We start from the raw sequence: 24,550 nt of genomic DNA on the forward strand, positions 1-24,550 counted from the left end.
ATATAAAAATAGGGTAACAGCGTTGATTTCTTGAAAACCTATTTGTTAGAGCTGGATCCCTATTAATTGAAAAACCGTTGATTGGAGTGGAAGGCGGCGACTCCTGCGGAATAAGTGAAGATCGAAGACCCCGCAGAAGCGAAGCGCCGAGGAGGCTGAGATCGAGCCCGCGGAAAGCGTCCGCCTGCAACGGAAATCAACACCGTTCAATAATAATCCAATTCTGAAAGGGAGTTTTAGTATGTCTATGGTTCGTAATAAAGTTTCTGTTATTGGTTCTGGATTTACGGGGGCTACGACTGCGTTTTTGCTTGCTCAGAAAGAATTGTGTGACGTGGTGTTGGTAGATATCCCGAATATGGAAAGCTCGACGAAGGGGAAGGCGCTGGATATGTTGGAAGCAAGTCCGGTGCAAGGGTTCGATGCGTCCATCACAGGGACGGCTGATTATGCAGACACAAAGGATTCGGACATTGTTATCATTACAGCGGGCATTGCGCGTAAACCAGGAATGAGTCGGGATGATCTTGTGCAGACAAATCAGAAGGTCATGAAGGCTGTGACAGCTGAAATTGTGAAGTACTCACCTAATACAACCATTTTAGTCTTAACAAACCCAGTCGATGCCATGACGTATACGGTCTACAAAGAATCAGGATTACCGAAAGAGCGGGTTATCGGACAGTCAGGGGTTCTGGATACAGCACGCTTCCGCACGTTCGTTTCACAAGAACTAAACGTTTCAGTGAAGGATGTATCTGGATTTGTACTAGGTGGTCACGGTGATGACATGGTACCACTCGTACGTTATTCATCAGCTGGTGGTGTTCCTATCGCTTCATTGCTTTCAGAAGAACGAATTGAAGAAATCGTAAAACGTACACGTAAAGGTGGGGCAGAGATTGTCAACTTACTTGGCAACGGCTCAGCTTATTATGCGCCAGCTGCATCACTTGTTGAAATGGCAGAAGCAATTCTTAAAGATCAGAAACGTATTATTCCTGCGATTGCTTATCTGGAAGGCGAATTTGGAATGGACGGGATTTACCTGGGGGTTCCAACAGTTCTCGGTAAAGATGGCATTGAAAAGATTATTGAGCTTGAGCTAACAGATGAAGAAAAACAGGCATTGAGTAAATCCGCAGACTCCGTGAAAGCAGTCATGCAAGTGCTCGCCTGATAGTCTAATAAATCGAGTAGTGTCAGTAGACACTACTCGATTTATTTTTGTTTTATGATAGACTTTAAAGAAGAAGGATAGTACCTAATAAGGGGGACTTTTTTTGATACTTGGTAAAAAGAGACGAGTCGGAAGAGGGATTAACGATATTAAGGTTGGAGAGAAATTGAAATTGACTGAAAAGATCGAAGATAGAGATCTCCTGCTTTATCTCGGGTTAACGAACGATCCGAATCCCATCTATATTCAACATGATTTCGCTTCACAGACTGACGTCAAAAAACCGATTGTACCGACACTCATGCTGACCGGTATTATCACTTCAGCAGTTTCTAAATACTTACCAGGTCCAGGTTCCTATATTCTTGCTCAACATTTGGAGTTTCCCGTCCCCGTGTATCATTATGAAACTGTAGCGATCACATTGGAAGTTCAGGAAGTTCATACCGTTGAGAATAGAATTGAAATTTTTGTCAGTGCCTTAAATGAATCTGGGAATCAGATAATTACCGGATCTGTTAGCGTTGCGGCACCTGAAATGAAAGAAAAACAATTAACTTCACAATCACTGGATAATTTTTGAGATGGAGACAAATATGGAAACTATAGAAGCGATTTCAACGAAAACGATATTAATCGTAGAAGACGACCCGTCGATTTGTACACTTCTTGACTACAATCTTAAACAGAATGGTTATCGTACAATAGTAGTTAATAACGGTGTAGAAGCCTTGGAAACAGCTACGAAGAATAAGCCTGACCTAATTGTGTTGGATATCATGCTCCCAGGGATGGATGGTATCGATGTCTGTCGGAACTTACGGCAACGTAATGTGGAAACTCCTATTATCATGTTGACAGCACGAGGCGATGAGACCGACAAAGTATTAGGATTGGAGATTGGTGCTGACGATTACATGACCAAGCCATTTAGTCCGCGTGAGCTGACAGCGCGTGTAAAAGCGGTTTTGCGGCGTGCTAATGGTCCGAAGCAGCCAAGTGATAGTATTAGTATCAACGGATTGACGGTTTATCTTGAGCGCTATCAGACTGAACTGAATGGTAAACTACTAGAATTCACACCAAAGGAATTTGAGCTACTAGTGCACCTTATGAAACACAAAAATCGTGTCTTATCAAGAGATCAGCTGTTATCCGCAGTATGGAACTATGACTTTAGTGGAGATACTCGAATTGTCGATGTTCACATTAGTCATCTTCGCGATAAAATTGAAGAAGATACGAAAAAACCACGTTCTATTAAAACGGTGCGGGGAATCGGTTATAAATTCGAGGAATATTCATGAAAAAAGAAGGTCACTCCTCAAGGATTCTACTAACAACTAGTGCTACACTAGTTGTCTTTTCAATTGTTTTGTGGATTGTCATTAGTCAATTTTTCAATATAGTGGACACTAACGTAGATTCATCGTTGGAGAAAAAGTTTTTACTCTATTTAACTGCGGTTATTGTTCTGTTTTTAGTCTTAAGTTTGTTTACCGTATCGAGAGTTATCTATCATTTTACAAAACCAGTTGACGAACTAACACTGGTGGCAAGGAAACTCGCGGGTGGCGATTACAAAACCCGTGCGAGCGTGAGTGAATTCAAGGATCTTGGGAATTTAGCTGTTTCCATTAACCAGATTGCACGGAATGGTCAGGAGACTCAAATTGTCAGGTCGATGGAAAAAGAGCGGCTCAAAACTCTTATTGAAAGTATCGGTAGCAGTTTGCTGATGCTCGGCAGAGGAGGAACCGTTAATTTGATGAACGGGGTTTTTGCGCAGACATTTCACGCGTCCTCTTCTGATGCAATCGGAAAATCCTATAAAGAGATTGGTCTGCCGTTAGCTGCTGAGAAATTAATCGAGGATGTTTTTCTGTCGGAACAAGTTCATGAGCAACAAATTCGAATTCAGCAAGAATATGGCCCTCTCGACTTGACGGTTTATGGTGCTCCCGTTATTGGGCGACATGGGAATTGGTTAGGAATCATTGTAGTATTCCACGATATTTCCAAGATCATTAAACTTGAAGAAGTCCGAAAAGATTTCGTCGCGAACGTTTCCCATGAATTACGAACACCCGTTACGTCGATAAAAGGATTTGCAGAGACGCTGCTGGATGGAGCGCTTTCGGACCCTGAAATTTCACGGGACTTCATCACCATTATCGAAAAAGAGAGCGGGCGTCTGCATTCTCTTGTGTCTGATCTACTGGAATTGTCAGGAATTGAGCAGCATGGGTTCACTCTAAACTTATCGGAAGTCAATGCTGCAACTACAATTCAGGAGGCTACTCAGCTAGTCTCTGGCAAACTTGCAGAAAAACAAATGACGATCGAGATTGAAGAGATGGGTGACTTAGTGATGGAGGCGGATAGCGGCCGCCTTATGCAAATACTTGTTAACTTGTTGAGCAATGCAATCTCGTATTCCAAACCAGGGACAACGATTCGTATATCTGGAAAGAAAGATCATAATTCTGTTTTGATTTCAATTGCTGACGAAGGCATTGGTATTGAAAAGGAAAAGCTACAAAGAGTGTTTGAACGATTTTACCGTGCTGATTTAGCGAGAAGTCGAGATTCAGGCGGTACAGGACTTGGACTCGCGATCGTGAAGCACTTACTTGAAGCGCATCATGGAAGTATTTGGGTTGAGAGTGAGCTTGGGGAAGGATCTGAGTTTTTCATAAAATTACCCATCCATCAGCACCCGCATTAAGGGGAATAGAGAAGGACCTCGTCGTTTTCATTTCATCCTACCCACGTGGTAAGATGGAGGGAGACGACGTTTTTTTATGAAGGAGTGGACGAGCTACGTGACGACTAAAAAAATTGTATTACTTGACGGAAACAGCTTGGCTTACCGTGCATTTTTTGCATTGCCATTATTAACAAATGACAGTGGTATCCATACAAATGCAGTTTATGGATTCACGATGATGTTGCAAAATATTTTAAAGGAAGAGCAGCCGACCCATGTGCTCGTTGCTTGGGATGCAGGGAAGACCACATTCCGGCATAGTACGTTCAGTGAATACAAGGGAGGGAGACAAAAAACTCCACCTGAGCTATCTGAACAATTTCCATACTTGCGTAAATTATTGACTGCTTTCAATATCCCACAATATGAATTGGAGAACTTTGAAGCAGACGATATCATTGGAACTCTAAGCCGTACTGCTAGTGAAGAGGGGGCAAAAACTGTTGTCATTTCTGGAGACAAGGACTTGACGCAACTTGCGACGGCTTCAACAACTGTATGCATCACACGTAAAGGGATCACCGATATGGAACTCTATACGCCTGCACATATTGAAGAAAAGTATGGGATCGAACCTCTTCAAATCATCGATATGAAGGGCTTGATGGGAGATGCATCGGATAACATTCCTGGTGTACCAGGTGTTGGTGAAAAGACTGCGCTGAAACTGTTGAAAGAATACGGATCCGTGGAACACGTATACGAGTCTCTTGACGGGATAAGTGGTAAAAAGTTGAAAGAGAACTTAACGAATAACGAAGAACAGGCGTATATGAGTAAGCAGCTGGCAACGATTGAAGTGAATGCTCCAATTACAATTGGCCTTCAGGATTTATCCTATAGTGGACCGGACGAAGAACAACTTACAACTTTGTATAAAGAACTTAAATTCACAACGCTCCTTGAAAAAATGGGTGTAGAAAGCGCTGAAACAGAGCCTGTCGAAGCTATTGAAGTAGAAACTAAACACAAACTAACAGAAGCGGATCTCTCCGAACAGATGGCAGTCCACTTGGAAATGATGGACGATAACTATTTAACATCGGAACTATTTGGACTTGCAATGACAAACGGTGAAAACGTTTTTTATGTGCCGATGAATGATTTGAAACAGGATGTAGTGTTGAAAAAGTGGCTCGCTGATTCTGAGACAAAGAAATTCACGACGGATGCGAAAGCCCTTTTTGCAGCTTTGGCGGCAATTGACATTCCTGTTTCAGGAATCGATTTCGACTTAACACTCGCTGCCTATATTGTGAATCCATCCTTGTCTTTTGACGATGTATCAGAAGCGGCTGCATCAGTCGGCTGGAATGGAATACAGAAAGACGAAAAGGTATATGGAAAAGGTGCTAAAAAAGCAGTTCCAGCAACTGAGGAAATCGCTCAGCATGCGGGCACCAAAGCCGTTGCAGTTTGGAATTTGTATGAGACCGTTTCTGAAAAACTTCGTCAAAACGAGCAATACGAGCTGTATCATAATCTGGAATTGCCGCTAGCAAAAATTTTAGGGAAAATGGAATCCACCGGTGTGAAAACAGATTTGGACACACTCCAAACAATCGGTACGGAATTGACGAGCCGACTTGGACATTTGGAAACTACAATTTACGAGTTGGCGGGACAGCCGTTTAACATTAACTCCCCAAAACAGCTTGGAGTGATTCTTTTCGAAAAGATTGGCTTAACGCCAATTAAGAAAACGAAAACAGGCTATTCCACGGCTGCGGATGTGCTGGAAAAGTTAGCACCTGAGCATGAAATTATTGAACATATTCTGTTGTATCGTCAGCTTGGAAAGTTGAAATCGACGTATATCGATGGATTGTCGAAAGAAATCCACGAAGACGGTAAAATTCATACACGTTTCCAGCAAGCGTTGACGCAAACAGGTCGTTTGAGCTCAATCAATCCGAACTTACAAAACATACCTATCCGTTTGGAAGAAGGACGGAAGATTCGTGCTGCATTTGTCCCTTCAGAACCTAATTGGATCATGTTTGCGGCGGATTATTCACAAATCGAGCTGCGTGTGCTTGCACACATTTCACAGGATGAAAAACTGATCCAAGCATTCCGTGCAGGGGAAGACATCCACACGAAAACTGCGATGGACGTATTCGGAGTATCTAAAGAAGAAGTAACATCGAACATGCGACGGGCAGCTAAAGCTGTAAACTTTGGAATTGTATACGGGATTAGTGATTATGGTTTATCACAGAGTTTGGATATTCCTCGTAAGGAAGCTGCTGAATTTATCGACACGTATTTAGCGAGCTTCCCAGGAGTAAAGCAGTATATGGATGATATTATCGTCGATGCGAAGCAACGTGGATTTGTTTCTACGATGTTGAACCGTCGCCGTTATCTTCCTGATATAACAAGTTCGAACTTTAACTTGCGCGGCTTTGCAGAGCGTACTGCGATGAATACACCAATTCAAGGGACTGCCGCGGATATTATTAAAAAAGCGATGATCGATATGGACAAACGTCTGGAAACAGAAGGATTACAAGCTCGTATGCTGTTGCAAGTACATGATGAACTGATATTTGAAGCACCTGAAGAAGAATTAGAACAATTGAAGAAAATCGTACCTGAAGTGATGGAGTCTGCGTTGGAACTGGATGTTCCCCTTAAAGTGGATTCTGCTTATGGTGCAAGTTGGTACGACACGAAGTGAGGGAAGCCCGATGCCGGAATTACCTGAAGTAGAAGGAGTTGTTCGTTCGCTAGCTCCTGTTGCGAGTGGACGTACAATATGCGTTGTGGAAGTTTCTGAAACGGTATCTGCTTCGAAAGCTGCAGGGAAGGAAGCCATCATAAAAGGTCATTCAGTCGATCAATTTTCTGCAGAACTTGCTGGATACAAAATCGAAGCCGTAACGAGACGTAGTAAATATATCTATTTTCATCTCGTCAAAGACGATACATGCCGACTCCTTGTCAGCCACTTAGGAATGACGGGGGCCTGGTTCGTCGTAAATGCTATCGAGGAAATCCGGGAGCAGAAGTTTCGCAATCACATTCACACAATTTTTCAGCTTGAAGATGGGGGGCTCCTCGTCTATTCGGATATAAGGCGTTTTGGAGAACTCCGCTTACTGACGTGTGAGCAGGATCATTTACCATTAACGTTAATGGCTCCAGAACCTTTTGCGGCGGATGCAGAAGAGTTTTTCATGGAAAAAACGAATCAAGATAAATACGCAAAAAAGCCGATTAAAGAAGTGATTATGGACGGTCAAATTATTTCAGGCTGCGGTAATATTTACGCAACAGAAGCGCTCTTCAGGATGGGGATTCATCCGAATCGAGCAGCTGGCAGGATTAGTCGCCACAGAAAACAACAGTTATTCAGTGAGATCGTAACTGTATTGGATGAAAGTATCCAAGCGGGAGGAAGTTCGATTTCCGACTATCGGAATATTAATGGTGACGCGGGTTCCATGCAGAATCGTCTGCAAATGTATGGACGTAGAGTATGTCCTAAATGCGGTGCCGAGACTGCTTCGATTCAAATAGCAAATCGAACATCAACTTACTGTAAAAAATGTCAGCATTAAAAAGGAGCACACGTATGATTATTGGTCTAACAGGAAGTATTGCGAGCGGTAAAAGCACAGTCGCTAACCTTTTGAAAGATCGAGGTTACCCGATAGTCGATGCGGATCAGATTGCCCGGTTAGTTGTGGAGCCTGGAAGTCCTGTGTTAAAGGAAATTGAAATAGTATTTGGACATGAAGTCATACGAGAAGATGGTTCTATGAATCGTGCGGTAATGGGGCAACTGATTTTTGGCGATGACAAGAAGCGTGAGCAACTGAACAATATCATTCACCCAGCGATTCGGAAAGAACTCATTGCTCAAAAAGAAGCACATCTGGCAGCAGGAGAGAAAACCGTTATTTTGGATATTCCGTTACTTTTTGAAAACAAGCTACATGATTATGTAGAAAAAATCCTTGTAGTCTCTGTCACCCCTGAAGTTCAAAAAGAACGCCTTATGAGTCGTAATCAGTTTTCTGAACAGGAGGCAGATTCAAGAATTGCCTCGCAACTACCCATCGAGATTAAAGAACAGGGCGCTGATGCTGTAATTGATAACAATGGAACATTAGCTGAAACCGAAAGACAAGTAGAAGACGTCTTGAGGAAATGGCAAGTTTGAACTAGTTCTGAAAAATCAAACATTGTTCAATGTTGCACAAACTCTTTCCAAGTGGTAAAAATGTGTTATACTAATTACGATATTTGAGTAAACAGTATAACATCATACATATTGGGAGGACTTTTCATGACAACATCAGTAGCGATTAATGGTTTTGGTCGAATCGGCCGCATGGTATTCCGGCAGTTGATAGTAGAGGATGAGGTTACTGCTATTGCAATTAACGCCCTTTACCCACCAGAAACATTAGCACACTTGATTAAGTATGACACAACCCACGGAACGTTCGATGGCGATGTAGTAATAGAAGAGAACGCATTGCTTGTCAACGGCAAGCGTGTAGAACTTGTCGCAGAACGAGATCCATCCAAACTCCCTTGGAAACAGCTTGGCGTAGATATCGTCATTGAAGCAACGGGTGTGTTCAATGCACGTGACAAAGCAGCCCTTCATTTAGAAGCGGGTGCAAAGAAAGTAATCTTGTCAGCGCCAGGTAAAAATGAAGACATCACGATTGTCATGGGTGTCAACGATGAAAAATTAGACATTGAAAAGCACGACGTCATTTCGAATGCAAGCTGTACAACGAACTGTCTCGCACCAGTCGCTAAAATCCTTAATGACGAATTCGGTATTGAAAATGGGTTGATGACGACTGTACATGCGTATACAAATGACCAAAAGAACTTGGACAATCCACACAAAGACCTTCGTCGTGCGCGTTCATGCGGTCAATCCATCATCCCAACTTCAACTGGAGCAGCAAAAGCACTATCGCTTGTGCTTCCTGAACTTGAAGGCAAAATTCACGGAATGGCGCTTCGTGTTCCAACTCCGAACGTATCTCTAGTGGATCTTGTGGTAGACGTGAAGAAAGATGTTACCGCAGAGCAAGTAAACGAAGTGTTCAAGAAAGCGATGGAAAGTTCTATGAAAGGCGTCCTAAGCTTAACAATGGAACCACTTGTTTCAATCGATTTCAACAACACATCCGATTCAGCAATCATTGACGGGTTGTCGACAATGGTCATCGGAGATCGTAAAGTGAAAGTTTTAGCTTGGTATGACAACGAATGGGGCTATTCAGCACGCGTGGTTGACTTAACTAAAAAAGTTGCGAAAGAACTTCGCGCTAGCGTAAAAGCTTAATTCCCAATTGAAAGACTGTCCTTCTTGCTGCTTGAAAGAGCGAAAGAATCGGCAGTCTTTTTTGTGGCGGAAAACAACCTTAAACGCCTCTCGAGTAATCACGGGTGTTGTGAAAACGCTCTCTCTGTTATACTAGATGAACTACAGAAAACCGGAGGAACGAATTATGAAATGTCCAGCTTGCCGATATAACGGAACGCGTGTTGTCGACTCGAGACCAGCTGAAGAGAACAGCTCTATCCGCAGACGCAGAGAATGTGAGCAATGTAACTACCGGTTTACAACTTTTGAAAAAGTAGAAGAAGCCCCACTCATTATTGTGAAAAAAGAAGGAACCCGTGAAGAGTTCTTGGGTGAAAAATTGTTAAGGGGATTAGTGAGAGCGTGTGAAAAACGGCCCGTCCCTTTGGAAGATTTACAAAATATCGTGGCATCCATCGAAAAAGAACTAAAAAGCAGTGGGGTTTCTGAAATTGCTTCTCACGATGTCGGAGAGATGGTCATGGAGCGTCTTGCAGATGTTGATGAGGTGGCTTACGTTCGCTTTTCATCGGTCTATCGTGACTACCAGAACATCACGATGTTCATTGAAGAATTGAAGAATTTACAAAAAGGTCCCCTTCGTGAAAAGAACGGTTCAGAGGGACCTTCCGAAGTGTAAGGAGGGGAAATGAGTATGCTTTACCAAGAACTGCAACCTGTTGATACGTATATGTTAAAGTTTTCTACTCCATTTTCCGATTATGACAGACAGCTTCTCTCCCTCTTTTATCAACCATTAATAGGTCCTGAGCCGATAAGTTTGTTTTTAACTATGTGGGCAGACGGTGAGACAGATGATAAACGTCAGTTCAGCCATTACCATCTCATGAATAACTTAAGCATGCCGCTTAAAACTGTTTTTCAAGCTAGAATTTCATTGGAGGCTATTGGCTTACTGCGTTCTTATATGAACTCAGATGAGGAAAACAGGACATTTGTCTATGAGTTGCTCCCACCGTTAGATGCGGAAAGTTTCTTTCACGATCCATTACTTGCGACATTCTTATTCAGCAAAATCGGAGAACAAGCTTATAGGGATTTACGTTCTCGATTCGTTACAGAACAATTGGATATGGAAAACTTTAAAGAAGTTTCAAGAAATTTTTTAGATGTTTATACACCGGTTAATGGAAATGCCCATGAGCTACTTAACGAACAGCAGCTGAGTGATCGAAATGAATCTAATGGTATCCCGTTCGATCATAGCTTTTTCGACTTTGACCTAATGATGAGTGGTCTTTCAGAACAGATGGTTCCTAGACGTGCAATTGCAGGTGTTTCAAGGGAATTAGTTGGGAAATTAGCGTTTTTGTATTCACTTTCGCCAATAGATATGCAAAAAGTGATTATGATGGCACTGGATGAGAATCTTGAAGTTCCTGAAGAACGACTTCGTAGAGCTGCTACTGACTTTTATAAAATGAACATCTCAAAAGCTGCGCCGAAGTTAAACAAGTTTTATGTGCCTGATACGGGACAAGGTAATTCTGAATCCCAAAAGCCACAATCCAAGCAACAAGAGCTTATCGCATACTTTGAAAGCACCTCACCTAAAGAATTTTTGTTTGATTTGATTGGTGCTGAGCCTTTTTCTGTAGATGTGAAAATAGCAGAACGACTTATGAATGTTCACAAATTATCATTTGGGGTTATCAATGTTCTTTTGCATTATATTGTGCTTCACAATGATGGGAAAATTACAAATGGATTTGCAGAACGGATCGCTTCACGATGGGCGATAAACAAAGTAGATACTGTCGAAAAGGCAATCGACTATTCGCGTAAAGAGCATGACGAATATACACAATGGATGAAAGAAGGCGGCAAAACGAATAGCCAACGTAAAAAGCCGACACGCGAAGAGAAATTGCCCGAATGGTTCCTCAACAAAGACGAGGAGCCAGCTGCCCAAAAGGAAGTCAATCCCGAGAAAGAACTGGAGAATGACAGGAAACGGAAAGAATTACTTGCCAAATTAGAATCAATGCGAAACGGGGTGAATTAAATGGAGCGTATAGGAGAGGCTATGAAAAGAGTGATTAACGCGCCAACACTAGCTGCGCGGTATGACGAGTTAAGAAACGAAGTTCTTGCAAATGAGGAAGTCCAACAATTCATAGAAGATCATGCAAATGAGATTGACAAACAAGTTGTGGAGAAGAGTTTAAATAAGCTTTACGAATTCATAACTGCGTCTCATCAATGCGACAAGTGTCCAAACCTCGAGGGATGTATTAATGTCATGAAGGGGTTCGAACCAAAGCTTACCTTGAATCAGGGGCTAATCGATGTGACGTATATTCGTTGTCCTCAGAAAGAACGGGATGATGAGAAGCGGGCTGTTAATAAGATGCTGAATAGCCTGTACATGCCCAAAGATGTCATGAAAGCACAGCTCATTGACGTTGACACGTATTACGATTCAAGCCGTCTGGATATTGTGGATAAGGCAAGTGAATTTATTACACAATACGTAGAAACCGGTGTTCTTCCTGAAAAAGGGTTGTATATCCACGGCAAATTTGGTACTGGAAAGTCCTTTATTTTAGGCGCTCTTGCTAACGAACTGGCTAATCGGAAAATACGTACTGTAGTGGTTTACTTACCTGAATTTTTACGTGAAATAAAACAGTCGATTCAGGATAATTCTCTGAACGAAAAAATTGAGTTTGTTAAAAAGGCTACTGTTCTCATGATTGACGACATCGGTGCAGAATCGATGACGGCTTGGGCACGCGATGAAGTGTTAGGAACCATATTGCAGTATCGCATGGCAGATCAGCTTCCTACATTTTTTACATCAAACTTTACGTTGTCTGAACTAGAGCATCATCTCACCTTTTCACAGCGTGGCGAGAAAGAACCTATCAAAGCCGCACGCATAATGGAACGGATTAAAATAATGAGTGATCCGATGTTATTATCAGGGAAAAACCGTAGAAATCCTGGAAAAGACTGATTGTTTTCAGTAATCCTCTTGCAATTCCTGATAACATTCACTATACTAATCACAACACAATGATAAAATGCTTTGACAAGGACAACGATTGTTGAAACGACCTACAGAGAGCAAGGGGTTTGCTGAGAACCTTGCAGGAAACGACACCAATCTACCGCCTTTGAGCAGCAACAGGGAACCATTGAGTACGCTCTTTAATACCTGTTGACGGCCCCGGCCCGTTAGCCGCTTTAAGCTTCATCTTTCCGGTTTGTTCCGGATTGGAGGAAGAAGGGTGGAACCGCGAGTACAAGTCTCGTCCCTTTATGGGATGGGGCTTTTTTGTGTTCAAAAATAGATAAAAGGAGTGCATTGACATGTCAAATTCAATTCATTTAAAATTTCCGGATGGCGCGGTTAAGGAGTTTCCTGCTGGCACAACAACAGAAGATGTAGCAGCATCGATCAGCCCAGGACTTCGTAAAAGTGCACTTGCAGGTAAGCTCGGTGAACAGCTCATCGACTTGAAAACACCAATCCAACACGATGGAGATATTGCGATCGTTACTCAACAATCTCCGGAAGCACTTGAAATCTTACGTCACAGTACAGCCCACTTACTAGCTCAAGCAGTAAAACGCAAATTCCCGGATGCAAAACTTGGAATAGGTCCAACAATCGATAATGGTTTCTACTATGATATCGATTCTCCAACACCAATTACTGCAGATGACTTACCAGAACTTGAAAAAGAAATGAAACGCATTATCGGAGAGAACTTGGAAGTGGTTCGACACGATGTTTCACGCTCAGAAGCGGAGCGTCGCTTTAAAGAAATCGATGACGAGTACAAATTAGAATTGCTCCAAGCTATTCCTGCAGACGAGCAGGTTTCGATCTATGAACAAGGCGAGTTTTTCGATTTATGCCGTGGCGTCCACGTGCCATATACAGGAAAGCTCAAAGAATTCAAATTGCTAAGTATCGCTGGTGCATACTGGCGCGGTAATTCTGATAACAAAATGCTACAGCGTATTTACGGAACAGCTTTCTTCAAAAAAGAAGAACTTCAGGCGCACTTGAAGATGCTTGAAGAAGCAAAAGAACGCGATCACCGTAAAATCGGTAAAGAACTGGATTTGTTCATGAACTCTCAAAAGGTGGGTCAAGGACTTCCGCTTTGGCTTCCAAAAGGTGCAACAATTCGTCGAGTAATCGAACGCTACATCGTAGACAAAGAAGAGCGTCTTGGCTACGACCATGTGTATACACCAGTTCTAGGTAGCGTCGAGTTGTACAAAACATCTGGTCACTGGGATCACTATCAAGACGGAATGTTCCCTGTGATGAGCATGGACAACGAAGACCTAGTCCTCCGTCCGATGAACTGCCCGCACCACATGATGATCTACAAAAACGGCATCCATTCATACCGGAACCTACCAATTCGTATCGCGGAACTTGGTACAATGCACCGCTACGAAATGTCAGGAGCACTTTCAGGTCTTCAACGGGTTCGTGGGATGACTCTGAACGATGCACACATCTTCGTTCGTCCAGACCAAATTAAAGACGAGTTCCAGCGTACAGTTCAGCTGATCATTGATGTATATAAAGACTTTAACATTACAGACTACTCGTTCCGTCTTTCATACCGTGACCCTGCAGACACTGAGAAGTATTTCGATGACGACGCAATGTGGGAACGCGCACAACACATGTTGAAAGACGCGATGGACGACATGGGTCTTGACTACACTGAAGCAGACGGCGAAGCGGCATTCTATGGTCCGAAACTCGACGTTCAAGTGAAAACGGCAATAGGCATGGAAGAAACACTCTCCACTGTTCAATTGGACTTCTTGCTACCAGAACGCTTCGACCTTACTTACGTAGGCGAAGACGGAAAACAACACCGTCCAGTAGTCATCCACAGAGGTGTCGTATCCACAATGGAACGCTTCGTAGCCTTCTTAATCGAGGAATACAAAGGAGCATTCCCAACTTGGCTCGCACCAATTCAAGTCGAAGTCATCCCAGTCTCACCTGAAGCACACTTCGACTACGCAGACAAAGTGCGCGAACAACTCGTCGCTGCCGGATACCGAGTAGACCTCGACAGCCGCGAAGAAAAAATCGGCTACAAAATCCGTGAAGCCCAAGTTCAAAAAGTACCATACATGCTCGTACTAGGAGACAAAGAAATCGAATCAGGCAACGTCAACGTCCGAAAATACGGAGAACAAAACTCCGAATCCATGAGCTTTGAAGCATTCCTAGAACTCTTGAAAAGTGACGTAGCTCACTAAGCTAATTTTGTTTTCAATTGGTTTTAAGGACCTGCTAATACTTAAACGACACCATTGATTGTAGCGGAAGATGGCGACTCCGGAGGGATAAGCGCAGGTTGAAGACCCCGCAGGGAGCGAAGCGAACCGAGGAGGCTGAAACCAAGCCCCTCGGAAAGCGTCCATCTGAAGCGTAAATCAATCGGGCTAATTTATTTTTGTTTCAACGAAAAACCCTTGACACTTTCTCTAAAGGATGATAAAGTAGATAAGGTTAAAGAATACAGTTTGTGATACAAGAAGGAGCTGCCCGCTTCTCACCTGATCGACGCCAAATTGGTAGTTGTTGAGGTTAGCACAGTAGTGAAGCCACGTGTGTAAATACGTGTGCGATTGCGGGTAGACAAATCATCCATTTGTCTGCTTTTTTTATTGCCTCATTACCTGAAGGCTCAGAATGCTGAATGGTTTTGCAAGCTGTGCCAGAACGGTGCAGACTGCTCAAACAGTGTATTCGCGAGATATTATTCGGAGGTGGATTACGATTAGCAAAGATATGTATGTGAACGAAGGAATTCGTGCCCGTGAATTACGACTTATCGACCACAATGGTGATCAGCTCGGCATTAAGTCCCGCAACGAAGCACTTGAAATTGCTGCACGTGCCAACTTGGACGTCGTCCTCGTAGCACCAACAGCTAAACCGCCTGTAGCCCGCGTTATGGACTATGGAAAGTTTAAGTTCGAGCAGCAGAAAAAAGAGCGGGAAGTCCGAAAGAACCAAAAGATTATCCAGGTCAAAGAAGTTCGGCTTAGCCCGACAATCGATGAGCACGATTTTCAAACAAAGCTTCGTAACGGAATTAAATTCCTTGAAGCTGGCGACAAAGTAAAAGCATCCATCCGTTTCCGCGGACGTGCGATTACTCACAAAGAAATTGGACAGCGCGTTCTTGACAAGTTTGCAGAAGCTTGTAAAGAAGTTGGAACAGTTGAGGTCCGCCCTAAGATGGATGGACGCAGCATGTTCTTGATGCTTGCACCAATAGCAGAGAAAAAGTAAGCTGAACAAACGATTTAGGAGGAACAGATCATGCCAAAAATGAAAACACACCGCGGTTCCGCGAAGCGTTTCAAAAAAACAGGAAGCGGTAAGTTGAAGCGCGGACGCGCTAAAACAAGCCACCTTTTTGCTAACAAGTCGACTAAAGCAAAACGTCACTTGCGCAAATCTTCACTAGTTTCTTCTGGCGATTTCAAGCGTATTCGTCAGATGCTTACTTACATGAAGTAATAGCTTCAGCCCGGTTAGCTGATCACTATTGATAGCAAACCCATTGAATTCAAATCTAAATTATTCTTACAGGAATAGCAGGAGGTAATGAACTATGCCACGCGTAAAAGGTGGAACAGTGACGCGCAAGCGTCGTAATCGAGTATTGAAATTAGCAAAAGGGTATTTTGGTTCTAAACACCGTCTCTACCGAGTAGCAAACCAACAAGTCATGAAATCATTGAACTATGCTTATCGTGACCGTCGCCAGAAGAAGCGGGACTTCCGTAGACTTTGGATCACACGTATCAACGCGGCAGCTCGTGTAAATGGTATGTCTTACAGCACACTTATGCACGGTCTTAAAGTTGCTGGTATTGACGTTAACCGTAAAATGCTTGCTGATCTTGCAGTAACAGATGCAGCTGCTTTTGCTCAATTTGCTGAGACAGCTAAGAAATCACTTTCTAAATAATTGATTTCCTGAACGTCACGGTCCCGATTTGAATGGGATTGTGACGTTTTTTTGTTAGAAATCTTTCGAGAATTGTTGTAAAGGTTTTTGGAATATAGCCGACAAGTAAGAGTGAGGAGAGTTTTTTTATGGAGACACTAGGACTCGAGTGGATCGTATTTTTGTCCATATGGGCATTTATTACGATGGGTTATGACAAACGACAAGCTAAGCGGAAAAAAAGTCGTGTATCTGAAAAGAATTTGTGGCTACTTGCGATATTCGGTGGAGGAATAGGCGCTTACTTTGGGATGCAAGTATTTCGTCATAAAACGCTTCATACTAATTTCCGGGTAGGATTTCTAATGCTGGCCTTGATTGATGTAGTAATCATCCTCTATCTCGCGGGACTTCAAATGCCGGTTATAACAAAACTCTTTTAACAAAGGTCAAAATAATACGATAAGGGGCAATCACATTGGATATGAACAAATTATTTCACATGCAACAAGAGCTCGATTCATACATACAGGCGCAACACGATCTTTCTGGGAGAAATCTTTTTGAAGACAAAGTCCTCGCATTGCTTGTCGAACTTTCTGAGTTGGCAAACGAAACGAGATGCTTTAAGTTTTGGAGCTTAAAGGGTTCCTCTGCCCGTTCTGTTGTGCTAGAAGAATATGTAGATTCCATTCATTTTCTCTTATCGTTAGGGATTGTTAAGGATTTGACGAATTTCAATGAGTGGCGTTTTGACACTTCATCCGATTCTCTAACAACAACATTCCTTAAAACCAATCAAGCAGTACTTGAATTCGGCCAACATCCAGATATGGCTACATATACGGGTCTTTGGAATCAGTATGGAACGCTTGCTGAAAAGCTTGGATTTTCGTTGCAAGAAATCTACGATGCGTACATTGAAAAGAATGAGAAAAATTATGAAAGACAAAAAACAGGTTATTGAAATAGATGTTTCCCTAGGGAAAGCCTTATAAGATACTACCTTTTTATTAATAAATAAAAGATTGACAAATACCTAGAAATGAAAAATAATAGTAATAATAGACATTAGAGGAGGATTTTTTGTGAACGACTGGAGTAAAGAAGGATTCGGTATTAGGTTAAAGGAACTAAGAGAGCAAAGAGGTTTATCCATGATGGCTTTCGGTGCTGCTATCGGGACATCGGCAAGCCGTATTAAAGATTGGGAAAAAGGAAAAAATGCACCATCAGCAGCATGGGTTGCTAAAATCTCTGAGCGATTTAATATATCAACGGACGAGCTTATTCTTGGTGACTCAAAAAAGTCTTCTGCTTTCAAACAAGCGAATACTGCAAGTGCAGAGTCATTATATGAACGGTTGCGCGAAACAATCACTGTTGATGGGTTTGCAGATGAACAGGACGAAGAAACAGATAACCTTTATACTCAATTAGACGCAAGTAACAAAAATCGCTACCGTAGCGGTAAAGGACGCCGTCTTGCTGAACGTGAATTACTTAATTTACTAACTGATCTACCTAAAAAAGACGTACTTGAATTACTTGAACTCGCAAAATTGAAGTGCCGTCTTCAAAAAACAACTGAAGCAAAATAAGGGAACGAAACACAATAGACCTTCATGGCTATTGTGTTTTTTATTTTGGCTTTTCTCTGAAGTGCGATATGATGGGGTGGTAACCGGAAGATTCAAACAATTATATCGTAGAGAGGATGTTGACAGTGAAAGCGATTATTCATGGAGACAACGGACTTAGATTAGGAGAAATGCCCACACCTATTGCGAAAAGCGGGGAAGTCGTGGTGGCTATCAAAACTGCCGGACTAAATAGAAGAGACTTATACATACCAGCTAGAAGAGAAAACAAAGGACATGATCTAATACTAGGATCTGATGGGGCAGGGGTGGTCGAGTCAGTTGGAGAGGGGGTTACAAAGTGGTCAGTAGGAGATGAAGTTTTGGTCAACCCGTCTCTTAACTGGTTTGAAAAAAGTGATGGTTCTCCTGAAGGGTTTGGTCCACTGGGAATGCCAGATGACGGAACCTTCTCAGAAAAAATTGTCCTCTCACAGGAGCAACTAGAACCCCGGCCGGCCTACTTGTCATGGGAAGAATCAGCAAGTATCGCATTAGCAGGTCTGACAGGATTTCGTGCGCTTGTGACACGTGGAAAAGTAAAGAAAGGTGACACTGTATTCGTTCCAGGCGCGGGTAGTGGTGTTGTTACATTCATCATCCAATTTGCTAAAGCAATCGGTGCCCGCGTCATTGTCACTTCAAGAAGTGAAGAAAAGAGAGAGCATGCTTTGAAACTTGGAGCAGATCGCGCAATCGATACACATGCAGATTGGAACGAAGTGTTGAAGGACGAAACAATAGACCTTGTCATTGAGAGTGTAGGAAAAGCCACATTTAATCGTTCTCTTAAATGTTTGAAAAAGGGTGGACGATTAGTCGTGTTTGGTGCAACAACTGAAGACGTAATCGATTTGGATTTACGTGAACTTTTCAATAAGCAACAAGAAATTGTCGGCTCGATGATGGGAAGTCGTGATGAGTTGAGAGAAATGCTTGCTTTCTCAAAAGAGCATAACATTCGACCTGTGATTGATCGCACTATGCCTCTAGAAGATGCACTAGAAGGATTCAGTATGCTTGAAGACAGTACTCATTTCGGCAAAATTGTGTTCACAGTATAATCTAAACAGCTCGTTATCATCCATAAGGAGATAACGAGCTGTTTTGTATAGTTAGGAATGTTAATGAGCAAATCAGTTTGGTTCTAATTTATTCTTAAAGAGCTTTATCATCCACAGAATCCAACCACGCTTCGATAGTGCCGACAACCGATTCAACGCAACCATCCTCAAAAGGAGAGATCAAGTTCGCTTCTTTGACCAATTCCGTGAATGACTTAGAACCACCAAGCTTACATAGATGAACGTAATCATTCCATGCAGATTCATGATCTTCACGGTCTTTTTTCCAGAATTGGAATGCGCATATTTGTGCTAACGTATAATCGATGTAGTAAAATGGTATTTCGTAAATGTGAGCTTGGCGCTGCCAAATGCCACCGCTTTCTAAATACTCGTTGCCATCATAATCACGTTTCGGTAAGTAAATACCCTCTATCCGCTTCCAAGCCGCTTTACGCTCAGCTGGAGTCATCTGAGGATTGTTATACACTTCGTGTTGGAATTCATCTACAGCCACACCATAAGGTAAGAATAGGAGCCCACTGCTTAAATGAGAGAACTTATATTTATCAGTTTGCTCATTGAAGAACAGCTCCATCCAAGGCCATGTAAAGAATTCCATACTCATCGAGTGAACTTCCGCACCTTCGCTCGTTGGCCACACATATTCAGGAATGCCGATGTTACGACTTGAATAGACTTGGAATGCATGTCCAGCTTCGTGAGTGAGTACATCGATATCGCCAGACGTTCCGTTAAAGTTCGAGAAGATGAACGGAGAATCATAATTATCGATGAACGTACAATAGCCACCTGCTTCTTTGCCTTTTTTTGCAACAAGATCGAGCAAATTCTTTTCAGTCATATACGTAAAGAACTCATCTGTTTCATGTGACAGTTCTTTATACATTTCCTTACCTTGTTCAATAATCCAATCTGGAGATCCTTGTGGAACTGCATTACCCGTTAGGAAATCGAGTGACTGATCGTAGAACTTGAGACTATCGACACCGATTCGTGCAGCTTGACGATCATATAACTTGTTTGCAACTGGCACGATGTAGTCACGAACTTGGTCGCGGAAATTCTTTACCATCTCAGCATCATATCCAACACGGGACATTCGTACATAGCCTAGTTCAGTAAACGTATCAAATCCTAGTTTCTTGGCAATCTCATCTCGGAGTTTAACGAGACGATCATAAATGTCGTCAAACTTTTCAGCGTTTTTCTCATAGAACGAATACTGAGCGTTCATCGCTTCTTTACGAACAGAGCGATCAGTAGACTCCATATAGGGACCTAGTTGAGCGAGAGTCAACTCTTTCCCATCAAATTCGATTTGCGCAGAAGCTACAAGTTTTGCATACTCTGATGTCAGCTTGTTTTCTTGCTGAAGCAGCGGCATCACTTCAGGTGAAAACTCCTTTATGGAATTTTCTGCTAGAGCAAATAGCTGAGAGCCCCATTTTTCTTCTAGCTCAGCCCGGAACTTAGAAGTAATCAGCGCTTTGTAAAATTCCGTAGAGAGCCCTTGGAATTCAGGACTGACTTCGTCAAAATAATCGCGCTCCTGTTGGTAGTATTCATCATTTGTGTCGATGGAAGATCGGATGTAGGCAAGATTCGATTGAGTCGAATAGTCATTTCCGATTGCATTGATTTTCTCAATCACGGCGTTTTGGGTTTCATAGGAATCGGATTTGTGGAATTCATTTAAAAGTTCAGTGAATTCATTTTTGATTTCTTCCATATCAGGACGAGCGTACTGGTATTCGTCAAACGTAATCATAATTTTCCCCCACTCTAGTAGTAATATTTCTTCTACCCTATTGTTCCTGAAAATCTTGGGAAATGCAAAAAGTAACCTCTCCAATGAGCAATTTTATCGGATGAAGTGTAAATGTATCCCGGACAGAGTTCTCGTGGTATGATGAGAGCATGTACGTATGAACGAATCTTAAATTGATTGAAGAGGGGAATACAAATTACTTATGAATATTACACAGTATACAGTTTCAGAATTGAGAGACCCGACAGGCATCCTCACGGGTAAGCGATATGAATTCCATTTATTTTTGGAGTTTGAAGAAGAAGACGAATTATTAGAAGAAGATGCAGCGGGGATCCGAACAATCTATGTCGTTGATGGTGAAGTTGATAAGATTATGGCCAGTTACTTCTTTAAAAAAGGTACAGAGCAAGCATTGGATTTTGAGTTAGAAGAGGAAGAAATCCAAGAAGTCCTTGCATTTTGCAGAGAGAATGCAGAAAAAGTAGAAGAAACGTCAAATAATCAGTAAAAAAGTATTTAATACGTTCAAATAACGTGAAATTCTATTTGAAATAGAGGATAATAAACGTAGAACCGAATGGTAGGACGTCTTGTTAACAACAACGTCCGGAGTTTCTACAAAATTTTTCAGTAATGGAGTGTTTACAATGGATCGAGAAATCGTCGATATTACAATCATTGGCGGAGGGCCAACAGGTCTTTTTGCCTCTTTCTATGCCGGTATGCGGGAAATGTCAGTGAAAATTATCGATAGCTTACCTCAATTAGGAGGACAACTAATCGAGCTATATCCCGATAAATACATTTATGATGTCGGAGGATTTCCGAAAATCCTTGCGAAAGATCTTGTTGCTAACTTGGTCACGCAGGCACATCATTCAAAACCGGAAATTCTTCTAGGTGAAGCAGCACTTTCAGCGACACGCGATGGAGATCATTTTGTTTTGAAGACAGACAAAGGGGAGCATTTAACAAGAACTATTTTGTTGACTGCTGGAATCGGTGCTTTCCAACCACGTAAAATCGGAATTGAAGAGGAAGTCCATTTTGAAAATACAAGTCTGCACTATGGCATCAAGGATTTAGCGATGTTCAAAGACCATAATGTCCTCGTATGTGGTGGCGGTGACTCGGCAGTTGACTGGGCACTAATGCTTGAAGATATTGCAGAAAGCGTAACACTCGTACATCGACGTGAACGATTCACGGCACACGAAACAAGTGTTAACCAATTAATGGAGTCGAAAGTGAATGTCATGACATCTCGTTCGGTTAAATCATTGCGTGGGGAAGATGGTAAGGTGAATGAAGTACAAATCGTTCACAAAGATGGTACTGAAGAAATTCTTCCAATGGACCATGTCATCGTCAACTATGGAAATATTTCATCTCTTGGACCTATTAAAGAATGGGGTCTTGAGATGGAGAAGAATTCTATCGTTGTAAATACACGTATGGAAACAAATATTGAAGGAATTTACGCAGCAGGAGATGTGACCAATTACGATGGTAAAGTGAAACTGATTGCTGTTGGACTTGGTGAAGCACCGATCGCTGTAAATAATGCGAAAGCTTACCTTGATCCAAAAGCTCGAGTACAACCATTGCATAGTACAAGCGTATTTTCATAATTGAACAAACAAAAGCCCCGAAGACATGTCTTCGGGGCTTTTGTTTACTTCGTTTTAGAATCTGCCTCAGGTGGGCTAAACAAATTTGAGACAAGTAGTCCCATAATTAGTGCAACCGCGCTCATGACAAACGGAGTACCACTTTCAGGAATACCCGGGTAAATGACGAAAATAGAACCGATGATGAGACCAATAATAATTGCAAAGGTCAATGTTGCGTGTTGGTTGAGTAGGTAATGGATGATTTTACTGCTAATGACAAAACCTAAAACAACACCTAATCCAATTACAATGATGATAGGGATATTGAAGTCAGATAATGCTCCAATTGCTGTTGAATACATACCGAGCAATAGAAGTACAAAGGAACCACTAATACCTGGCAATAGCATCGCTGTGCTCGCAGCCCAGCCTGATAAAAACAATACGACTGTAGTGGCAGGTGTCAAGGATGTAATGATCGATGTATCAGCCGGCGCTATAAATGCAGTCATCGCTAACAAAACACCAACTACCAGTAAGACAACATAATGCCATGCTTTAAACGTTGATTTTATTTTTGCTTGCTTTGCCATGAATGGTAGAATTCCGATAATTAACCCCATGAAAAAGAACTGCGTTGGAGCATTGTAATTTGCTAATAAGAATTTGATTACTCGGCTAAACAGTAATAACGTCATACCCATTCCTATCGCAAGTGGTAATAGGAAGCCAATATGTTTCCGCCAATCTTTACTGAAAATGCCACTGATTGAAGTGAGTAAACGGTCATAAATCCCTAACATAAAAGCAATAGTTCCTCCGCTTACTCCGGGTATTAAATCACTTATACCCATTAAGAACCCTCTATAAATATTTCTCCATTCCATTTGTACATCCTCCAATTTAGTGCTTGAATCTATGACGTAACTTAGAAAGGAAATGTTCCTATTCTACCTACAAATAAGGGGAGATTCAGGCATAGAAAAACGCATAGTCGGATGGTGCCGTCTATGCGCCATTTTCATTCATTATGATACGTGTGTTTCTGCACGGTGAGCTTCAATCTTTGCCAACCGATTATTGAACTCTTCTTTAGTTAGGTCGTGTTCAACAAAATACCGGTTACGTGGATGTGTACGGCATTCGTCTGAACAACTACGCATGTACATATGTTCGTTTTCTTCTGAGCAAAGGATTTTAGCATTACATTCAGGATTCGCACAGTTTACATAGCGCTCACAAGGTGAACTGTCAAAGTGATCACGGCCGACAATTACGTGCTCGACTTGGTTTACAGGCACTGCAATCCGCTCATCAAATACATAACATTGTCCGTCCCATAATTGACCTTTCGCAACTGGGTCTTTACCGTACGTGACGATTCCGCCATGTAATTGTCCCACGTCCTCATATCCTTCACGCTTCAACCACCCTGTGAATTTTTCACAGCGAATTCCACCTGTGCAGTAGGCAAGAACTTTCTTACCATCAAGCTGTTCTTTGTTTTCCCGAACCCAATCAGGTAAATCACGGAAGTTTTCGATGTCTGGTCGGATGGCACCGCGGAAATGACCTATATCGTATTCGTAGTCATTACGCGCGTCAATGACGACTGTGTTTTCATCTTGCATTTGTTCTAAAAATTCGTCAGGAGAAAGATAAGTTCCTGTAGTTTCTAAAGGATTCACATCATCTTCCAAGCTTAAATTGACGATTTCTTTACGTGGACGCACGTGCATTTTTTTGAATGCGTGTCCTTCTGAATCATCTATTTTAAACCAAAGGTCTTCAAAACGCGGATCACTCTTCATATGGTCCATATACGCATCTGTTTGTGCGATGGTACCTGAACATGTTCCGTTAATGCCTTCTTCACCTACTAAAATTCTGCCTTTTAAGCCGGTTTCCTTACAAAATTGCAGATGCTCCGCAGCAAACGTTTCGGGATCTTCAATTTGAACGTACTTGTAAAACAACAATACTCGATAATTTTCTTTTTCCATGGTCCTAACCACCTTCTGTTTTTTCACTTTGCAATAGGGTAAAACAGTCGGCCCGGTGCAATTACAGTTTTTTACACATAAAAGCAACCCGCATTTGCAAGATCCGGGACAATGACAGTATATCACAAAAACTGAATCTGAAAAAGTGAACAAAATTCGACTAGAAACAA

General features: G+C 42.1%; 24 protein-coding genes and 1 other annotated feature. Of the genes, 21 read left to right on the top strand and 3 right to left on the bottom strand.

What is annotated here, in order from left to right:
* Positions 1–241 precede the first annotated feature (241 nt).
* The 19 genes from mdh to ACR65F_RS09545 all read left to right on the top strand — a co-directional run bounded on the left by mdh (position 242) and on the right by ACR65F_RS09545 (position 18,969).
* A complete protein-coding gene (mdh, locus tag ACR65F_RS09455) occupies positions 242–1,180 on the top strand; it encodes a malate dehydrogenase (protein ID WP_440504254.1) in 939 nt (312 codons plus the stop codon).
* Positions 1,181–1,283: 103 nt separating this feature from the next.
* A complete protein-coding gene (locus ACR65F_RS09460) occupies positions 1,284–1,763 on the top strand; it encodes a MaoC/PaaZ C-terminal domain-containing protein (protein WP_039043969.1) in 480 nt (159 codons plus the stop codon).
* Positions 1,764–1,776: 13 nt separating this feature from the next.
* Positions 1,777–2,487 carry a response regulator transcription factor gene (locus tag ACR65F_RS09465; protein ID WP_440504255.1) on the top strand — a complete coding sequence of 237 codons (711 nt, stop codon included), beginning with the start codon at positions 1,777–1,779 and terminating at the stop codon, positions 2,485–2,487.
* The gene (gene pnpS, locus ACR65F_RS09470; protein WP_440504256.1) at positions 2,484–3,908 is read left to right on the top strand and encodes a two-component system histidine kinase PnpS; all 1,425 of its coding nucleotides are present in this window, start codon (positions 2,484–2,486) and stop codon (positions 3,906–3,908) included. The genes ACR65F_RS09465 and pnpS overlap by 4 nt, the downstream gene beginning before the upstream one ends.
* 97 nt (positions 3,909–4,005) lie before the next feature.
* Positions 4,006–6,633 (top strand): DNA polymerase I, encoded by a 2,628-nt coding sequence (polA, locus tag ACR65F_RS09475; protein ID WP_039044002.1) that lies wholly within the window; start codon positions 4,006–4,008, stop codon positions 6,631–6,633.
* Between the two features lie 10 nt (positions 6,634–6,643).
* Positions 6,644–7,516, top strand: coding sequence for a bifunctional DNA-formamidopyrimidine glycosylase/DNA-(apurinic or apyrimidinic site) lyase (mutM, locus tag ACR65F_RS09480; RefSeq protein ID WP_039044003.1), 873 nt, complete (start codon positions 6,644–6,646; stop codon positions 7,514–7,516).
* Between the two features lie 14 nt (positions 7,517–7,530).
* Positions 7,531–8,121, top strand: a complete 591-nt coding sequence (gene coaE, locus ACR65F_RS09485; RefSeq protein ID WP_039043972.1) for a dephospho-CoA kinase — start codon at positions 7,531–7,533, stop codon at positions 8,119–8,121.
* A gap of 126 nt (positions 8,122–8,247) precedes the next feature.
* The gene (locus tag ACR65F_RS09490; protein WP_440504257.1) at positions 8,248–9,270 is read left to right on the top strand and encodes a glyceraldehyde-3-phosphate dehydrogenase; all 1,023 of its coding nucleotides are present in this window, start codon (positions 8,248–8,250) and stop codon (positions 9,268–9,270) included.
* A gap of 166 nt (positions 9,271–9,436) precedes the next feature.
* Positions 9,437–9,931 carry a transcriptional regulator NrdR gene (nrdR, locus tag ACR65F_RS09495; RefSeq protein ID WP_039043974.1) on the top strand — a complete coding sequence of 165 codons (495 nt, stop codon included), beginning with the start codon at positions 9,437–9,439 and terminating at the stop codon, positions 9,929–9,931.
* 15 nt (positions 9,932–9,946) lie between these two features.
* A complete protein-coding gene (locus ACR65F_RS09500) occupies positions 9,947–11,317 on the top strand; it encodes a replication initiation and membrane attachment family protein (RefSeq protein ID WP_440504258.1) in 1,371 nt (456 codons plus the stop codon).
* Entirely contained in the window at positions 11,318–12,271 is a 954-nt protein-coding gene (gene dnaI, locus ACR65F_RS09505; RefSeq protein WP_039043976.1) for a primosomal protein DnaI, read from the top strand.
* 63 nt (positions 12,272–12,334) lie between these two features.
* Positions 12,335–12,577 (top strand) — a binding site (T-box leader).
* A 50-nt stretch (positions 12,578–12,627) separates the two neighbouring features.
* Entirely contained in the window at positions 12,628–14,559 is a 1,932-nt protein-coding gene (gene thrS / locus ACR65F_RS09510; protein ID WP_039043977.1) for a threonine--tRNA ligase, read from the top strand.
* A 535-nt stretch (positions 14,560–15,094) separates the two neighbouring features.
* Positions 15,095–15,601, top strand: a complete 507-nt coding sequence (gene infC, locus ACR65F_RS09515; RefSeq protein ID WP_039044004.1) for a translation initiation factor IF-3 — start codon at positions 15,095–15,097, stop codon at positions 15,599–15,601.
* A gap of 30 nt (positions 15,602–15,631) precedes the next feature.
* A complete protein-coding gene (gene rpmI / locus ACR65F_RS09520; protein ID WP_039043978.1) occupies positions 15,632–15,832 on the top strand; it encodes a 50S ribosomal protein L35 in 201 nt (66 codons plus the stop codon).
* A 94-nt stretch (positions 15,833–15,926) separates the two neighbouring features.
* Complete coding sequence (gene rplT, locus ACR65F_RS09525) at positions 15,927–16,286, top strand: 50S ribosomal protein L20 (protein WP_025783744.1); 360 nt, start codon at positions 15,927–15,929, stop codon at positions 16,284–16,286.
* 128 nt (positions 16,287–16,414) lie between these two features.
* Positions 16,415–16,708 carry a DUF1294 domain-containing protein gene (locus tag ACR65F_RS09530; RefSeq protein ID WP_039043979.1) on the top strand — a complete coding sequence of 98 codons (294 nt, stop codon included), beginning with the start codon at positions 16,415–16,417 and terminating at the stop codon, positions 16,706–16,708.
* A 41-nt stretch (positions 16,709–16,749) separates the two neighbouring features.
* Positions 16,750–17,232 carry a dUTP diphosphatase gene (locus ACR65F_RS09535; RefSeq protein WP_369795239.1) on the top strand — a complete coding sequence of 161 codons (483 nt, stop codon included), beginning with the start codon at positions 16,750–16,752 and terminating at the stop codon, positions 17,230–17,232.
* Positions 17,233–17,353: 121 nt separating this feature from the next.
* Positions 17,354–17,866 (top strand): helix-turn-helix domain-containing protein, encoded by a 513-nt coding sequence (locus tag ACR65F_RS09540; protein WP_052245980.1) that lies wholly within the window; start codon positions 17,354–17,356, stop codon positions 17,864–17,866.
* A gap of 125 nt (positions 17,867–17,991) precedes the next feature.
* Positions 17,992–18,969: a zinc-binding dehydrogenase gene (locus tag ACR65F_RS09545; protein ID WP_039043981.1), complete on the top strand. Its 978-nt coding sequence runs from the start codon at positions 17,992–17,994 to the stop codon at positions 18,967–18,969.
* A gap of 94 nt (positions 18,970–19,063) precedes the next feature.
* Here ACR65F_RS09545 and ACR65F_RS09550 read toward each other — a convergent pair whose 3' ends face one another.
* Positions 19,064–20,761: a M3 family oligoendopeptidase gene (locus ACR65F_RS09550; protein WP_440504259.1), complete on the bottom strand. Its 1,698-nt coding sequence runs from the start codon at positions 20,759–20,761 to the stop codon at positions 19,064–19,066.
* A 202-nt stretch (positions 20,762–20,963) separates the two neighbouring features.
* Here ACR65F_RS09550 and ACR65F_RS09555 point away from each other — a divergent pair, with 202 nt between their 5' ends.
* Together ACR65F_RS09555 and ACR65F_RS09560 are read left to right on the top strand one after the other, a co-directional pair.
* Positions 20,964–21,272, top strand: a complete 309-nt coding sequence (locus ACR65F_RS09555; RefSeq protein ID WP_039043983.1) for a DUF6509 family protein — start codon at positions 20,964–20,966, stop codon at positions 21,270–21,272.
* A gap of 139 nt (positions 21,273–21,411) precedes the next feature.
* Complete coding sequence (locus tag ACR65F_RS09560; protein ID WP_039043984.1) at positions 21,412–22,395, top strand: NAD(P)/FAD-dependent oxidoreductase; 984 nt, start codon at positions 21,412–21,414, stop codon at positions 22,393–22,395.
* Positions 22,396–22,439: 44 nt separating this feature from the next.
* Here ACR65F_RS09560 and ACR65F_RS09565 read toward each other — a convergent pair whose 3' ends face one another.
* The gene (locus tag ACR65F_RS09565; RefSeq protein ID WP_440504260.1) at positions 22,440–23,264 is read right to left on the bottom strand and encodes a DUF368 domain-containing protein; all 825 of its coding nucleotides are present in this window, start codon (positions 23,262–23,264) and stop codon (positions 22,440–22,442) included.
* A gap of 141 nt (positions 23,265–23,405) precedes the next feature.
* The gene (gene trhO / locus ACR65F_RS09570) at positions 23,406–24,380 is read right to left on the bottom strand and encodes an oxygen-dependent tRNA uridine(34) hydroxylase TrhO (RefSeq protein WP_440504261.1); all 975 of its coding nucleotides are present in this window, start codon (positions 24,378–24,380) and stop codon (positions 23,406–23,408) included.
* Positions 24,381–24,550: the final 170 nt, after the last annotated feature.

This window comes from Sporosarcina sp. SAFN-010, from assembly GCF_059415065.1.